Here is a 14141-nt window from a genome sequence, read left to right as displayed (position 1 = left end):
CGACCGGGCCACCGGTGACCTGAAGGTGGTCACGGTGACAGATGAGAGCGCGGCGGACGTCCTGGTCCACGACGCCCACGCCGCGTCACCCACCACCGCCTTCGCGCTCTCCCGCCTCGCCGACCCCGACACCCTGCACCACACCCCCATCGGTGTCCTGCGCAGTGTCGAACGCCCCGTCTATGACACTCAGATGGCCGACCAGCTCGACACCGCCGTCGAACAGCACGGCAAGGGCGACCTGGCCGCGCTGCTGGCCGGCGGCGACACCTGGACCGTCGTCGGCTGATCCGCTGCCGACGATCGAGGGCCCGGGTGCGGCATCGCACCCGGGCCCTCGGTGTGACGGAACGTCACTCGTCAGGGATGTCCCGCTTGGCGCGCAGCAGGGTGTCACGGGTGATGACGACGATGCGCTCGTAGTCGGCGCGGGCGGCGTCGTCGGGGAGCAGGGCGTCCAGTTCGTCGGTCCGGTCCGTGCCGATCACAGCGAAGTTTCCGTCGCTCAGCTCGAAGACGTCAGGACACGTCTCCCCGGTCATTGATCCACGTTGCCGGGGCGAGTCGCCGATCCGTCGGACGATGCTGCAGGCAGGGAGTTCGCTGTGCACGCGGGAGCCCTTTTCTATGGCCACACGAACGAGGTCCGGCCCCCCAACCAACCGGGACCGGACGCTTTGACTGGCCTAAACTACGACCCTTCCCACATGACTCAAACTCAAACACTCCCAAACAGTGATCCATCTCACGCGATCGATGTAACACCGTTACGTCGATGACCGGATGACATCTCGTCAGGGCAGTGGCTCCCCAGACCCCGTCGGCCCCACCACCCACCAGATGTCCGGATCGTCGGCGAGGTCCTCGACGATCACGTCGACCGCCTCCCCCACCCGCGCCTCCAACGACTGCCGCGGCAGGCTGCGTCGATGCTCGCGGGTCGTTTCCCAGTACTCGGCGAAGACCGGGTTGCGCGCCAACACCCTTAGGTGGCCGATCAGTTCGCCCCATCCGTAGGCGCCGATGCGGTGCCCCAGAAGGATCGCGCTGTACTCCCGGTTGACGAACAGCGCCTGTCGGCGTTTGCGGTCGGATAGGTCCCGCAGGGTGCTCATGGCTTCCGCCAGTGCGGGGTCCGACATCGCGCGGTCCACCTGCTCCGCCGCGATGCGATGGAGCTGGATGAGGTTGGCGTTCCTGATCTCCTCGGTCAAGTACGTGAGTTGGCGCAGAACATCGAGCAGCAACTCCTCCTGACGTTGACGCCGGGACGGGCGGGGAAAGGATCTCCGCACCCGCCCCGCCCGGGTTCGCGCCGCAGAACCGTTCCTTCGCGCATCCGGATTCTGTGTGGCCAAGGCGAACCCCCGAGTCAGGCGTCCGGCTACCGGTCGAGGATCTCGTGGGCGGCACGAGGACCGGTGCGCGGGTGGGCACAGCGCCCCGCCCCCAGCATGCCGGGCGGCTCAAGCCGGTGCGGGAGGCGGAGAGGGGGCGCATGGAAGGACGAACCGCTCATGTCAATCGACGCCCTGATGTGTGTGTGCCCAGCGCGCGCCGTCCGCATTCGTTCAGCCCACCGGAGCACGGGCATCATTCCTGCTCAGATGGGCTTTTCTGCGCGTCGCACACCTCACGCGCCTCCTGCACCGCCACGCCGGTCGGCGCGGGCCGCCCACCTCGTCCCGCGCCATCACTTACTTCAACGTAAGCCACTTACCTCAAAGTGGGTACTTTCCTTCAGTTAGCGCACCTCCTAGGGTTAGTGGCCTAGCCGCCACCCGCAAGGAGATCGCAGACCATGAGCATCGTTGTCACCGGAGCCACCGGAAACCTCGGCCGTCACGTCGTGGAGCAGTTGCTGGAGAAGGTTCCGGCCGGGCAGATCACCGCCGTCGTCCGCAACGAGGAGAAGGCCGCCGACTTCGCGGCCCGCGGCGTGAAGATCGCGCTCGCCGACTACAACGACCCGGCGTCCTTCGACGGGCTGTTCTCGGCCGGTGACAAGGTGCTGCTCGTCTCGGGCAACGAGTTCGACAAGGGCCGCGTCCAGCAGCACCAGGTCGTCATCGACGCCGCCAAGGCGGCCGGTGTGGCCCTGCTCGCCTACACCAGCGCCCCCGGCTCGCTGAGCGCCGCGCTGGCCGACGACCACCGGGGCACCGAGCAGGCCGTGACCGGCTCCGGCCTGCCGTACGTGCTGCTGCGCAACGGCTGGTACCACGAGAACTACACCGAGCAGCTCGCCCCGGTGCTGGAGCACGGCGCGGTCGTGGGCGCGGCCGGCGAGGGCCGGGTCTCCTCCGCCTCGCGCGCCGACTACGCGGCCGCCGCGGTCGCCGTACTGACCGGCGAGGGGCACGAGAACAAGACGTACGAGCTGGGCGGCGACGAGGCGTGGAGCTTCGCCGAGTACGCGGCCGAGCTGAGCCGTCAGACGGGCCGGGAGATCGTGTACGCCCCGGTCTCCGTGGACGCCTACGTCGGCATCCTCACCGGCGCGGGGGTGCCCGAGCCGCTCGCGGCGATCTTCGCCGGCGTCGACGCCTCCATCGAGAAGGGCGAGCTCGTCGTCTCCAGCGGTGACCTGTCCCGCCTGGCCGGCCGTCCGACCACCCCGTTCGCCGAGGCCATAGCGGCCGCGGTCAAGAACTGACCGATCCGCACCGCCGAGCACGGCGGCGCGATCCGAGCAGCGTGCGCCCAGGGCCGGACTCCCCCGACAGGGCCCTGGGACCGGGCACCCCCGCCTGTCATGACCGTATGCCGATACGGGCATGACAGGCGGGGGTGCCCGGCGTTACCTTCGTGCAGGCGAGCACGACGTGCGAAGGAGGGGCCCGTGGCCGGGACGTCTAAGGGCGAGCAGCGAATAGGGCTGTTGAACGGCTTCGCGGCGTATGGGATGTGGGGGCTCGTTCCCCTGTTCTGGCCTCTGCTGAAGCCCGCCGGAGCGATCGAGATCCTCGCGCACCGCATGGTGTGGTCCCTCGCTTTCGTGGCCGTCGCGCTCGTCGTGATCCGGCGCTGGGCCTGGGCCGGACAGCTGCTGCGCCAGCCGCGCAGGCTGGCGCTGATCGCGGTGGCCGCGGCCGTCATCACCGTGAACTGGGGCGTCTACATCTGGTCGGTGAACGCCGGTCACGTCGTCGAGGCCTCGCTCGGCTACTTCATCAACCCCCTGGTCACCATCGCCATGGGCGTGCTGCTACTGAAGGAACGGCTGCGGCCCGTGCAGTGGGCGGCCGTCGGGATCGGGTTCACCGCCGTGGTCGTCCTCACCGTCGGCTACGGCCACCCGCCGTGGATCTCCCTCACCCTCGCCTTCTCGTTCGCCACGTACGGGCTGGTGAAGAAGAAGGTCAACCTCGGCGGTGTCGAGTCGCTGGCCGCCGAGACCGCGATCCAGTTCCTGCCCGCGCTCGGCTACCTGCTGTGGCTGAGCACGCGAGGCGAGTCCACCTTCGGCACCGAGGGCCTGGGGCACTCGACCCTGCTCGCCGCCACCGGCGTCGTCACCGCGCTGCCCCTCGTCTGCTTCGGGGCGGCCGCAATCCGGGTGCCGCTGTCCACGCTGGGGCTGCTGCAGTACCTGGCACCGGTCTTCCAGTTCACGCTCGGCATCCTCTACTTCCACGAGGCCATGCCGCCCGAGCGCTGGGCCGGGTTCGCGCTGGTCTGGCTGGCGCTGACGCTGCTCACCTGGGACGCCCTGCGCACCGCGCGCCGGACCGCCCGCACGCTCAGGGCCGAGACGATCAGGACCGGCGCCACCGTGCCGACGGGCACCGGCAGCGCCGTGCGGAAGGCGGAGAGCGTCGCCTCCTGTCCCGATCCGGTGGACGCCAAGCCGTAGCCGGGCCGTCACCGCCGAGATCCCGACCGCCGAGCCGAACCGCGTGGCGGTGTGCGGCACTCGCGGGAGCGGAACCGGCTGGTGAAGCGGACCGTGCGTCCCGGTGGTGGTGCCGCGGGTGGCCTACGGTGACGCCGCTGTGCGGAACCCCCGCACGCCACGATCCGGTCCCTGGTGACGTGGACCGAGGCCCGCACATTGTCGCGCCCGCGCCTGCCGCCCACCAGGAGGAGATCGCGGTGGCCCGGGCCGCGTAGGACGTGCGCGAGTCCCGCGAGGCGGCGGCCGGGTGGGCCTAGTCGGCCGTCCGGCGCGCCCGGTGCGCCCGCGCCTTCTCGCGGTTTCCGCAGTGCTCCATGGCACACCAGCGCCGCCGGCCCGGACGGGAGGTGTCGACGAAGAGCAGACGGCAGTCGTGGGCACCGCACTCGCGGACCCGGGCGGCGTACGGGCCGGTGAAGAGGTCGACGGCGTCGCGGGCGAGGGTGGACAGGAGCTGGGTGCCGGTGGCGCCCGGGGCCCAGGTGCGGGTGCCGTCGGGTGCGATGCGGGCGACGAGCGGGGGCTCGGCGGCGGCCTCGTTGACGGCGCCGAGGTGGGGCGGCTGGAGCCGACGGCCGTGGGCGCGGTCCGCGGTGAGCAGGAAGAGTGCGTCGCGCAGCTCCCTCGCCCGAGCCAACTCCCTTTCACTGACGGCGAGTTCGAGCCCGCGCTGCAGACGGCTGCGGTGGGCCCAGGCAACCAGGTCCGCGGGCTCGTGCAGCACCTCGAACCGCGCGAAGGCGCCGGGGCCGCCCGTGGGCAGCAGCTCCAGACACAGGGCGCCGGGGTCGAAGCGGTAGGGCGTTCCTTCGCGTGAGGTCAGAGTCAGGCCGGGGGGTCGCTCCGGCGATTTCCGTGGACGCTCGCTCACGTAACCACTATAAGTGGTTATATGACTCGGACCACACCCGCGCCCGTCCACTGGAAAATCGTCGTCGACGCCCGCGACCCGCACGCGCAGGCCGACTTCTGGGCTGCCGCGCTGCACTACGAGCTCGAGGACCACAGCGCGCTCATCGAGAAGCTGCTGGGCTTCGGGGCCGTGCCGGCCGACCTGACCATGGCGTCGCACGGCCGCCGCGCCTGGCGGGACCTGGCCGCCGTACGGCATCCCGAGGACCCCCACCAGGAGGAGAGCGGGACCGGGCTCGGGCGCCGGCTGCTGTTCCAGCGGGTGCCGGAGGCGAAGACGGTCAAGAACCGGCTCCATCTCGACCTGCATCCCGGCGAGGGGCTGCGTGCTGCGGAGGTGGAACGGCTGGCCGCGCTCGGGGCGAGCGTGCTGTCGGAGGTGAAGGAGCCGTCGGGCGAGTGGGTGGTGATGGCGGATCCGGAGGGGAACGAGTTCTGCGTGCACTGAGAACCGGGTTCTTCGGGCACGGAGTACCGGATGCTCCGGGAGCAGGGTCCCGCGGGCACTGAGAACCGGATGCTCCGGGCACTGAGAACAGTGTCCCTCGGGCACCGAGAACGAGGGCTCCGCTATGCGAACAGCGGTGACCGGATTGCGCTCTTGACGGAACTTCAGCCTCAGCTTCACCATCGGGCACCCATTCCCTGAGGAATTCGGAGCCCCCCACATGAAGCTCTCGGTTCCCGGACGCGCCACGGCCACCGCCGTCGTCGCGGCCGTCTCGCTCCTGACCGGCGGATCCATAGCCGGGGCGGCCCCAGCCGCCGGACCCGCCGGGTCCGCCGCCGAACCCGCGTTGGCCGCCGCGCCCGACATCCCGGTGGCCAACGTGAAGGCGCACCTGACCCAGTTGCAGTCCATCGCCACCGCCAACGGGGGCAACCGGGCCCACGGGCGCGCCGGATACAAGGCCTCGCTCGACTACGTGAAGGCCAAGCTGGACGCCGCCGGATACACCACGACCATCCAGCAGTTCACCTCGTCGGGCCGCGTCGGCTACAACCTGATCGCCGACTGGCCCGGCGGCGACACCAGCCGGGTCCTGATGGCGGGCTCGCACCTCGACAGCGTCTCCTCCGGCGCGGGCATCAACGACAACGGGTCCGGTTCGGCGGCCGTGCTGGAGACCGCGCTCGCCGTGGCCCGGGCCGGTCACCAGCCCGCCAAGCACCTGCGGTTCGCCTGGTGGGGAGCGGAGGAGCTGGGCCTGGTCGGCTCCCGCTACTACGTGAACAACCTCTCCTCCGCCAACCGCGCCCGGATCAGCGGCTACCTGAACTTCGACATGATCGGATCCCCGAACCCCGGCTACTTCGTCTACGACGACGACCCGGCCATCGAGAAGACCTTCAAGGACTACTTCACCGGCCTCGGTGTCCCGACGGAGATCGAGACCGAGGGCGACGGCCGCTCCGACCACGCGCCCTTCAAGAGCGCGGGCGTCCCCGTGGGCGGACTCTTCACCGGCGCCAGCCGCACCAAGTCGGCGGCCCAGGCGGCCAAGTGGGGCGGTACGGCGGGCCAGGCCTTCGACCGCTGCTACCACTCGTCCTGCGACACCACCGCCAACATCAACGACACGGCTCTCAACCGGAACAGCGACGCGCTCGCCCACGCGGTGTGGGAGCTGTCGGAGTAGTCCCGTGTGATGCGGAGCAGACGCGAGTAGTACCTCTCAACGGGCGTTCTGGGCACGCTCGGTGAGACGACCCATGCGGGCACGGGCCTTGTCCAGCTGCTCGATGTCGTCGGCGGCGGGCCCCTCCTCGGCCGCCATCTCGCTCCACAGGCCGATCAGCGCCTGACCCAGCTCCAGGCCCAGCAGGGGGTCGCGCACGGCACGCCAGGCGGTGAACGCGCTCTGGACGTTGCCGTACGCGGCCTCCTCGTCGCGCATCCGGTGGCGGGCGTGCGCGAGGTCCAGGGACAGCCGGAAGGCGCGGTCCGGGTCGCCCGCCAAGTAGGCGATGTACGCGGCCAGTTCACGCAGGTGGAGCACCTCGGGGTGCTCCGGCCCCAGTGCCGTGGACGCCTGCGACAGGGTCCGGTCGGCCAGCTCCGACGCCGTGTCCGTGCGCCCCGCCTTCACGGCCTCGTTGATCCGCGCCAACGGCTCCGCCAGCAGCGGGGGCGCGTCGCCGGCACCGGACACCACGGTCAGCGGGTCGTCCCCGAGCACGGCCTCGGCCACGGCGTCGAAGCCGCGCGGCGGGGTCGGCTTGGGTTCGGGCTCGGGCTCGGCCAGCAGCGAGCGGTCGGGGAGCAGGGGGGACACGGGCCGCTCGGCGGCCGCGGGTCGTTCTGGGGCCGCGGGTCGTCCGGGGGCTGCGGGGGGCGTCGGCTGTACGCGCTCCGGCGGGGCGTCCATCACCGGCGGCGGGCCGAACGCGCCGGTCGGCGGGGCGACCGTTCCCGGGGCGTGGCCGGGGGCCGGGTCCGGGAGCGCACGGAGGGTGAAGGTCCGCGGGGTCTCGTCGGCCGGTTGCGCGGACGTGGGGGTGGTCTCCCCCGTCGGCGCCGGCTCCGGCACGGTCCGCATCCGGAAGGTGGGGATCGCGTCCCGCACCGGCTGCTCGTCGACGGGCCGCAGGAGGTGCGTGGGCAGGTCGCGAGGGGGCTGCTGGGGCTCTGCCGTGTCCGCGGGAGCATCCGGGAAGGCGGAAGGCGCGGGCCTGTCGGACGGGGCGGGCCGAACGGGTTCGCCCACCGGAGGTGGCGATGCTCCCGCGGCGGGCGCCTGCTCTGCCTGGGGGGCCATCGGCACCGGGTCCGCCGTGAAGCGGCTGGCACCGTCCGGGGCCACCTCGAGGGGGACGACGTAGCCGATGCGCTCGTCGTGGACCGTGGCGACGACGGGGTGGCCGCCGGCGCGGGCGAGGTCGTGGAGGTGGGTGAGGACGGCCTGCTGGACCTCCTCGCCGGGCGCGGGAGCGATCCGTACGCCACCGGCCCACGCGGCACCGGCGCCCGGTCCTGACGCCGGGACGTGGATGTCGATCGGCGCCGCCGCGGGGACGGCCGGGTGCGCGCCGCGCTGCTGGTCCCGCTTCTTGTCGCGGCTGAGTCGAGCCATCGGTTGCCTCATTCGGATGCGTCGGAACGTCGCCTGACAACGCGTTCGGGTTCCATGGTGCTCCCTCCCGCCGTCGGGCTACCGCACCCTCAGCGTCAAGATCGGCCGTACACGTACTGTCGAGTCTCTCCGCTCACCGGCGATTCTCACGTCACCGCGACGTCACAGGCTCGTTCCAGGAACTCACGCCCCGTCAGACACCGTTCCCATGGTGGGCGTGTCGCCGGGTGGCAGGGTGCTGAACGGGATGACCGGAGAGGGGCGCGGAATGCGGACGGACGTGCGGTCGGACGTACGGACGGAGAGGCGGCGAGGACCGGAGATCTGGCTCCGGGGACCGGTCGCCGCGCGGGGAGACGCGCCTCCGAAGCCGGACCACGCCCCCACCCCACCGCTGCGCCGCTCCTTCGTCGGCGCGCACGGCGGGGCCGGCACCTCCACGCTCGCCGAGGTCTACGGCGGCCGGGACTGCGGACGCGACTGGCCGGGCCCCGCGGATCCTCGGTCGGTGCTGCTCGTCGCCCGGACACACGCCGCCGGACTGGGCGCCGCCCTGCGCGCCTTGGACGCCTTCCGGCGCGGTGAGGCCCCGCTGGGCCGCGCTCCCGACCCCACCCTCGGTCTCCGCCTCGACGCGGTCGTCCTGGTCGCGGACGCGCCCGGCAGGCTGCCGCGTCCGCTCGCCGAGCGGATCAAGGCGATCGAGTCGGCGATCGAGGTGCACCGCGTGCCCTGGGTCCCGGCCTGGCGGCTGGGCGACCTGGCCGGGGCGCCGCCTCGCGAGACCGCGGCACTGGCCGGTCTCACGGGAGGGGCGGCACACCCACGCTGAACGAGAATCGCCGTATGACAGCCGCCGCGCCCGCAGGCCGTTCGTTCCCGGTCGATTTCGCCGCCCTCTCCGCCGTGCAGACCGCCGACGCCGTACGGTCGCGTGCGCTGCGGGCGGTCGACGTGGTCGCGGCCGCGCTGGAGCGGATCGGGCGGGTGGATCCGCGGCTGTGCGCCTTCGTCGAGGTGTGGGGCGAGGCGGCGCTGCGGCGGGCGGGCGAGGTGGACGCGCGGGTGGCCGCGGGTGCGGAGTTGCCGCTGGCCGGGGTGCCGATCGGGGTGAAGGGGCGGCACGGGGCGCGTGCGGCGGCTCCGTTGCTCGCGGCCGGGTGTGTGGCGGTGGGCGCGACGGCCGTGCCCGGACCGGGAACGGCCTGGCAGACCTGGGGACTCGGCGCCCAGGGCCGCACCGTCAACCCCTGGCGGGCCGACCGTACGCCGGGCGGCTCCTCGGCCGGGTCCGCCGCCGCGGTGGCCGCCGGTCTGGTACCGCTCGCGACCGGGAGCGACGGGGCGGGGTCGGTGCGGATCCCGGCGGCGTGGTGCGGGACGGTCGGCCTGAAGGCCACGAACGGCCGGCTGCCGACGGCCGACCGTACGGGGCTCACGGCGCCCGGCGTCCTCACCCGCGGCGCGTCGGACGCGGCGGCGTACTGGCGGGCGGTGTCGGGGGCCGCGGGGGCACCGGAGGGCCACTCGCCGCCCCCGGACAGCGCGCCCGCCCCGGGCAGCACCGTCGCCCCGGACAGCACCCTCGCCCCGGGCCGGACCCTCCCCGCGAACCCCTCCCCCGGCATCCCGCCCGCCCCCACCGCCGCCTGGTCCCCCGACCTCGGTTTCGCGGAGCCCGACCCGCCCACCGTGGCGATCGCCCGCGGGGCGGCCGTACGGCTCGCGGAAGCCGGTGCCGTACGGCTGGTACGACCGGTCACGCCCCTGCGCCTCGAGGACCCCGCCCCCGCCTGGCTCGCCCTCCGGTCACCCGGCGTCGACCCCTCGACCCCTGCCGCCGAAGCGGCTCTCGCCCCCGCCCGCCGCGTCCGCGCGGACAACGACCGCCGCCTGGCCGAGCTCTTCGCCGGCCCCGAGCTGCTGCTGACCCCGACGACCCCCGGTCCGCCGCACGGTCACGAAGGCCCGGGCGAGCGCTATTCCACCGCCCTGACCTGGGCGTTCAACCTGAGCGGGCATCCGGCGGTCAGTATCCCGGCGGGGTTCGGGGACGACGGGTGTCCGGTCGGGCTCCAGATCGTGGCACCGCACGGGCGCGAGGACCTGCTGCTACGGACCATCGCCGGCGTGATGGCTGATCGCGCCTTCTGATCGCGGCTTTCGGTTGCGGCTTCGGTTGCGGCTTCGGTTGCGGCTTTCGGTTGCGGGCTTCGATTGCGGGCTTCGATTGCGGGCTTTCATTGCGCGCGCATATAATGCAGACGCATTCTTTTGCTGTACGCCGATCATCTGGGGGATCCCATGACCCGTCGCTTCCTGTTCGTCCTGGGCAGCAGCCGCGCCGAGAGCAACACCGAGATGCTGGCCCGCAGGGCAGCCGAACAGCTTCCCCCGGAGGTCGAGCAGGAGTGGCTCAGCCTCACCGAGCATCCCCTGCCCGACTTCGTGGACCTGCGCCACGACAGCGACCACGTCCGCCCGACGGAGGGCACCGTGGCCCGGCTGCTGGACGCGACCCTCGCGGCGACCGACATCGTGATCGTGTCCCCGCTCTACTGGTACTCCGTCTCCGCCCCCGTCAAGCGCTACCTGGACCACTGGTCGGGCTGGCTGCGCACCCCGGGCGCGGACTTCAAGGCCACGCTCGCCGGCCGCACCCTGTGGGGCGTCACCGTGCTCGCGCACCAGGAGCAGGAGGTCGCCGACCCGCTGGTCGGGACGCTCAACAACTCGGCGGCCTACATGGGCATGCGCTTCGGCGGGGTGCTGCTCGGCAACGGCAGCAAGCCGGGCGACGTACTCGAGGACGCCGAGGCGCTGGCCCGCGCCAAGACGTTCTTCGCGCGAGCCTCGGAGGCCCCTCAGGACGCGCCGCTCGCCCGTTTCCCGTACGAGAGCGAATGATCCGTACCGCCCCGCACGTCTAGGACGCGACGTCCTTCGTCGTGAACCGCGCCCAGGCCGCCGAGCCGAACACCGCCGCGTACAGGGCCTGCAGGCCGAGGTTCTTCACCAGGTCGTCCCAGTAGACCGGGTCGCGCATCAGGTCGGCGAAGGACAGCCAGTGGTGGGAGAAGAAGTACGGCTGGATCGCGTGCAGTTGGGGGATCTGGTCGAGGATCTGGACCGTGATCAGCAGGCCCACCGTGGTCGCCATCGCCGCGATGCCGCTGTGGGTGAGGGTCGACACGAACAGGCCCAGGGCCGCCATGCCCACCAGGGACGCGGCGACGGCGAGGGCGATCAGCAGAGCCCTGCCCAGGCCCTCGGCGAAGCTGATCCGGGTGCCGGAGATCGTGGTCAGGTCACCGAGCGGGAAGAGCAGTGCGCCGACCGCGAGAGCCGAGACCGCGACGACCAGGGTGGCCACCAGACAGAAGGACAGCACGGTCGCGTACTTGGTGAGCAGCAGGCGGGTGCGGCCGGCGGGGGCGACCAGGAGATAGCGCAGGGTGCCCGCGTTGGCCTCGCCGGCGATCGCGTCACCCGCGATGACCCCGATGGCCATCGGCAGGAAGAAGGGGAGCGTCGCGGCGAGCGCGGTGAAGACCAGGAACAGGCCGTTGTTGGTGATCTGCGAGATGAACGCCGGGCCCCCGCCTCCGCCGCCGGGCCCCGATCCGTCGCCGGTCTCGATCTTCACGGCGATCCCGACCAGGATCGGTACGGCGGCCAGCACGCCCAGCAGGGCGAGGGTGCGCCAGCGCCGGAAGGTGGTCCACAGCTCGTTGCGGAGGAACCCGAAGGTCCACAGCACGCGCGGCGTACGTACCGCTTCAGCCCGCGACATCGAAGCCCTCCCCCGTCAGCGCCACGAACGCGTCCTCCAGCGAGGCCCGTTCGACGCCGAAGCCGCGGACGCGGACGCCGGCCGTCACCAGCGCGGAGTTCACGTCCGCGAGGTCCCGGTCCTGGGGTGGCTCCGCGCTCACCCGGTCGTCGGCGATGACCACGTCGGCCGCTCCCTGCTCCTTCAGGACCCGGGCCGCGTCCGCCGGGTCCGGGGTCGTCACGACCAGCCGGCCGCGCGTGCCGGCCGCCAGGTCGGCCACCGGGCCCTGGGTGATCAGGCGCCCCTGGGCCATCACGGCCGCGTGGCTGCACACCTGCTCGATCTCGTCGAGGAGGTGGGAGGAGAGGAAGACGGTCGTGCCGTCGGAGGCCAACTCCCTGATGAGAGCGCGGATCTCCCGCATGCCCTGGGGGTCGAGGCCGTTGGTGGGCTCGTCCAGGACGAGCAGCTCGCGGGGCTGGAGCAGTGCCGCGGCCAGCCCCAGCCGCTGCTTCATGCCCAGCGAGTACGCCTTCGCCTTCTTGCCGGCCGCCGCCGCGAGGCCGACCCGGTCCAGCGCGGCCGCGACGCGGGTGTGCCGGGTGCGCGGGTCGGCGGTCGGGTCGGCGGCGTCGTAGCGCAGCAGGTTGTCGCGGCCCGAGAGGAAGCCGTACAGGGCCGGGCCCTCGATGAGCGCGCCCACGTGCGGGAGCACGGCGCGCGCCGAGCGGGGCATGGGCCGGCCCAGGACCCGGGCCGACCCCGAGGTGGGTTCGATGAGGCCCATCAGCATGCGGATGGTGGTGGTCTTGCCGGAGCCGTTCGGGCCGAGGAAGCCGAAGACGCTGCCCGTCGGGACGGTCAGGTCGAGACCGTCGACGGCGAGCTGTCCGCCGCGGTAGCGCTTGGTGAGCGCGCGGGTGTGGATGACGCTGTCACCCACGCCCCGCGCATCCGGCCGCGGATCCGGCACGGCCTCCGGTTCCGCGGCGGACGGCTCGCCCATCGGCTCCCTCGATTCGTCGTGCGCCCGGAGTGCTACTTCGCCGCGTCGGCGGCCTTCACCAGGGTGTCCTTGCTGACGGCACCGACGTAGACCTTGCCGTCGTCGGTGATCAGCGCGTTGACCAGGCGGGTCGAGAAGACCGTGCCCGAGCCGAACTTGCCGGTCGCCTTGTCGCCGAGGGAGTCGAGGAAGCCGCCGAAGTCGCCGCCGGCCTCGGAGCCGGAGGGCAGGCCCTCGCCGCCGGTGTCGAAGGTGGCGACGGAGGTCCAGCCCTTGCCGATGACCTTGAGGCCGTCAAGGCCCTTGCCGAGGTCCTCCTCGGACTTCCGCTCCGCCTTGCCGAGGTGCTCCTCGGACTTCCGCTCCGCCTTGCCGGGGGCTCCGTGCTCGACGTCCTCGCCCTCGGTCACCTTCGCACCCTTCGGCGGGGTGAAGTCGAAGGTGGACGCGGGCGGTTCGGCGAAGCGGACCTGGGTGAAGCCGGCGTCGATCACGGCGGCGCCGCCGCTCGACGGGGTCAGCGTGAACTTCAGCGGCAGCCCGGTCTTCGAGTCCACGGCCACGGTGATCTGGCCGACCGTGGAGCCGGGGTCCTTGGGCTTGACGACGAGCCGGTAGGCGTCCCGGCCCGCGACCTGCGCGGTGCCGTCGACGGTCACGGACGTGGTGTCGTCGACCGCCTTCAGGGCCTGCTCGGCCATGTCCTTCGGCGTGGCCGGGACGTCCCGCTCCTTCTCGGCCGCCGCGCTGTCGGAGGCGGTGGAGTGGTAGACCTCGTTGGACTTGCTGTCGTAGCCCCAGACGTCCTTGCCGTTGTGGATGACGCTGTACTCGGAGCCGCTCTCCAGCAGCGACAGCTTCTGACGGTCCGGGCCGTCGGCCGCGACCCGCAGGGTGTGCGTGCCGGACGCCAGCTCGGTGAGCTTGGCGGACGGGTCGGCGGAGGAGCCGCCCTCTCCCGAGTCCATCGCGCCGGAGGCCAGGCTGCTCTCCAGACCGCCGAGGTCGGGCAGCCCGAGGTCGGTGCTGATCTTCACTGTGCCGGACAGCTGTTGTACGTCCGACGCGGCGATCTTCTCGATGAGTTCCTGGGCGCTGATCTTCGGCAGGTCGGGGTCGCCGGAGTCGGCGAGCGCCGGGACGAGCCCGATGGTCGCCGCGGCCACCCCCACCACCGCGACCGGGACGACGTACCGCGCGGCCCTGCGTCGCACCGCGTGCCGGTCGTCGGCCTCCGCGCCGGTCGTGCTGTCGTCGGTTTCGAACGGTGCCATGTGTGCCTTACCTCCGTCGTCGGCGGCGGCCGGTCCAACTCCCGTGCGTCCACCCCGTAGCCGCCATTCTCACCCGAATCGGTGAGGAGTGGTGTTTTCCGTGGTGTCCATCTGACCAAATCCGCCAGGAGGATTCGTCAGACCGGGGGCTCAACTCCACGTACACCTGGGGTATGACACACGGAGGCGTCACCTCCCCCGA

At 72.2% G+C, this 14141-nt stretch carries 14 protein-coding genes and 1 pseudogene; 8 read left to right on the top strand and 7 right to left on the bottom strand.

Features of this window, described 5'->3' with window-relative positions:
* Positions 1-289, top strand: a pseudogene (locus AQJ84_RS37490) (2-oxoacid:ferredoxin oxidoreductase subunit beta); the annotation flags it as partial.
* Positions 290-353: 64 nt separating this feature from the next.
* Here AQJ84_RS37490 and AQJ84_RS37485 read toward each other — a convergent pair.
* Positions 354-542 (bottom strand): hypothetical protein, encoded by a 189-nt coding sequence (locus AQJ84_RS37485; protein ID WP_051869628.1) that lies wholly within the window; start codon positions 540-542, stop codon positions 354-356.
* A gap of 252 nt (positions 543-794) precedes the next feature.
* On the bottom strand, positions 795-1214 hold the full coding sequence (locus AQJ84_RS42725; RefSeq protein ID WP_310591752.1) for a DUF6082 family protein: 420 nt from the start codon (positions 1212-1214) through the stop codon (positions 795-797).
* Positions 1215-1801: 587 nt separating this feature from the next.
* Here AQJ84_RS42725 and AQJ84_RS37475 point away from each other — a divergent pair.
* Both AQJ84_RS37475 and rarD read left to right on the top strand, forming a co-directional pair.
* A complete protein-coding gene (locus AQJ84_RS37475; RefSeq protein WP_053190427.1) occupies positions 1802-2656 on the top strand; it encodes an SDR family oxidoreductase in 855 nt (284 codons plus the stop codon).
* Between the two features lie 186 nt (positions 2657-2842).
* Positions 2843-3856, top strand: a complete 1014-nt coding sequence (gene rarD, locus AQJ84_RS37470) for an EamA family transporter RarD (RefSeq protein ID WP_053190428.1) — start codon at positions 2843-2845, stop codon at positions 3854-3856.
* A gap of 295 nt (positions 3857-4151) precedes the next feature.
* Here the strand turns inward: rarD and AQJ84_RS37465 are convergent, their stop codons facing one another.
* Positions 4152-4769, bottom strand: a complete 618-nt coding sequence (locus tag AQJ84_RS37465) for a CGNR zinc finger domain-containing protein (RefSeq protein WP_225877147.1) — start codon at positions 4767-4769, stop codon at positions 4152-4154.
* Between the two features lie 21 nt (positions 4770-4790).
* On the opposite strand from AQJ84_RS37465, the gene AQJ84_RS37460 reads away from it, so the two are divergent.
* Positions 4791-5258, top strand: a complete 468-nt coding sequence (locus tag AQJ84_RS37460) for a VOC family protein (RefSeq protein ID WP_030038816.1) — start codon at positions 4791-4793, stop codon at positions 5256-5258.
* A gap of 220 nt (positions 5259-5478) precedes the next feature.
* Complete coding sequence (locus AQJ84_RS37455; protein ID WP_030038815.1) at positions 5479-6450, top strand: M28 family metallopeptidase; 972 nt, start codon at positions 5479-5481, stop codon at positions 6448-6450.
* A 36-nt stretch (positions 6451-6486) separates the two neighbouring features.
* On the opposite strand, the gene AQJ84_RS37450 is transcribed toward AQJ84_RS37455, so the two are convergent.
* Positions 6487-7884, bottom strand: a complete 1398-nt coding sequence (locus tag AQJ84_RS37450) for a tetratricopeptide repeat protein (RefSeq protein ID WP_030038814.1) — start codon at positions 7882-7884, stop codon at positions 6487-6489.
* 268 nt (positions 7885-8152) lie between these two features.
* Here AQJ84_RS37450 and AQJ84_RS37445 point away from each other — a divergent pair, with 268 nt between their 5' ends.
* The 3 genes from AQJ84_RS37445 (at position 8153) to AQJ84_RS37435 (ending at position 10791) form a co-directional block, all read left to right on the top strand.
* Positions 8153-8716 (top strand): DUF6668 family protein, encoded by a 564-nt coding sequence (locus AQJ84_RS37445; RefSeq protein WP_030038813.1) that lies wholly within the window; start codon positions 8153-8155, stop codon positions 8714-8716.
* A gap of 14 nt (positions 8717-8730) precedes the next feature.
* Positions 8731-10038, top strand: a complete 1308-nt coding sequence (locus AQJ84_RS37440; RefSeq protein WP_079076146.1) for an amidase — start codon at positions 8731-8733, stop codon at positions 10036-10038.
* A gap of 150 nt (positions 10039-10188) precedes the next feature.
* On the top strand, positions 10189-10791 hold the full coding sequence (locus AQJ84_RS37435) for a flavodoxin family protein (RefSeq protein WP_030038810.1): 603 nt from the start codon (positions 10189-10191) through the stop codon (positions 10789-10791).
* 19 nt (positions 10792-10810) lie between these two features.
* On the opposite strand, the gene AQJ84_RS37430 is transcribed toward AQJ84_RS37435, so the two are convergent.
* The 3 genes from AQJ84_RS37430 to AQJ84_RS37420 are packed head-to-tail and all read right to left on the bottom strand — an operon-like array spanning position 10811 to position 13939.
* Complete coding sequence (locus tag AQJ84_RS37430; protein ID WP_030038809.1) at positions 10811-11677, bottom strand: ABC transporter permease; 867 nt, start codon at positions 11675-11677, stop codon at positions 10811-10813.
* The gene (locus AQJ84_RS37425) at positions 11664-12665 is read right to left on the bottom strand and encodes an ABC transporter ATP-binding protein (protein WP_030038808.1); all 1002 of its coding nucleotides are present in this window, start codon (positions 12663-12665) and stop codon (positions 11664-11666) included. Before AQJ84_RS37425 ends, AQJ84_RS37430 begins: the two co-directional genes overlap by 14 nt.
* 32 nt (positions 12666-12697) lie before the next feature.
* On the bottom strand, positions 12698-13939 hold the full coding sequence (locus AQJ84_RS37420) for a LolA family protein (RefSeq protein WP_030038807.1): 1242 nt from the start codon (positions 13937-13939) through the stop codon (positions 12698-12700).
* Between the last annotated feature and the right edge of the window lie 202 nt (positions 13940-14141).

The organism is Streptomyces resistomycificus (assembly GCF_001514265.1).
GTDB lineage: Bacteria > Actinomycetota > Actinomycetes > Streptomycetales > Streptomycetaceae > Streptomyces > Streptomyces resistomycificus.
Note: the sequence above shows the minus strand (reverse complement) of the source record. Positions and strands in the feature narration are given on the sequence as shown.

Coding starts and splice junctions, on each gene's coding strand:
- AQJ84_RS37455 (WP_030038815.1), top strand. CDS start 5,479: ATGAAGCTCTCGGTTCCCGGACGCGCCACGGCCACCGCCGTCGTCGCG.
- AQJ84_RS37435 (WP_030038810.1), top strand. CDS start 10,189: ATGACCCGTCGCTTCCTGTTCGTCCTGGGCAGCAGCCGCGCCGAGAGC.
- AQJ84_RS37445 (WP_030038813.1), top strand. CDS start 8,153: ATGCGGACGGACGTGCGGTCGGACGTACGGACGGAGAGGCGGCGAGGA.
- AQJ84_RS37420 (WP_030038807.1), bottom strand. CDS start 13,939: ATGGCACCGTTCGAAACCGACGACAGCACGACCGGCGCGGAGGCCGAC.
- AQJ84_RS37485 (WP_051869628.1), bottom strand. CDS start 542: ATGACCGGGGAGACGTGTCCTGACGTCTTCGAGCTGAGCGACGGAAAC.
- AQJ84_RS37460 (WP_030038816.1), top strand. CDS start 4,791: ATGACTCGGACCACACCCGCGCCCGTCCACTGGAAAATCGTCGTCGAC.
- AQJ84_RS37425 (WP_030038808.1), bottom strand. CDS start 12,665: ATGGGCGAGCCGTCCGCCGCGGAACCGGAGGCCGTGCCGGATCCGCGG.
- AQJ84_RS37450 (WP_030038814.1), bottom strand. CDS start 7,884: ATGGCTCGACTCAGCCGCGACAAGAAGCGGGACCAGCAGCGCGGCGCG.
- AQJ84_RS37440 (WP_079076146.1), top strand. CDS start 8,731: ATGACAGCCGCCGCGCCCGCAGGCCGTTCGTTCCCGGTCGATTTCGCC.
- AQJ84_RS37430 (WP_030038809.1), bottom strand. CDS start 11,677: ATGTCGCGGGCTGAAGCGGTACGTACGCCGCGCGTGCTGTGGACCTTC.
- AQJ84_RS37475 (WP_053190427.1), top strand. CDS start 1,802: ATGAGCATCGTTGTCACCGGAGCCACCGGAAACCTCGGCCGTCACGTC.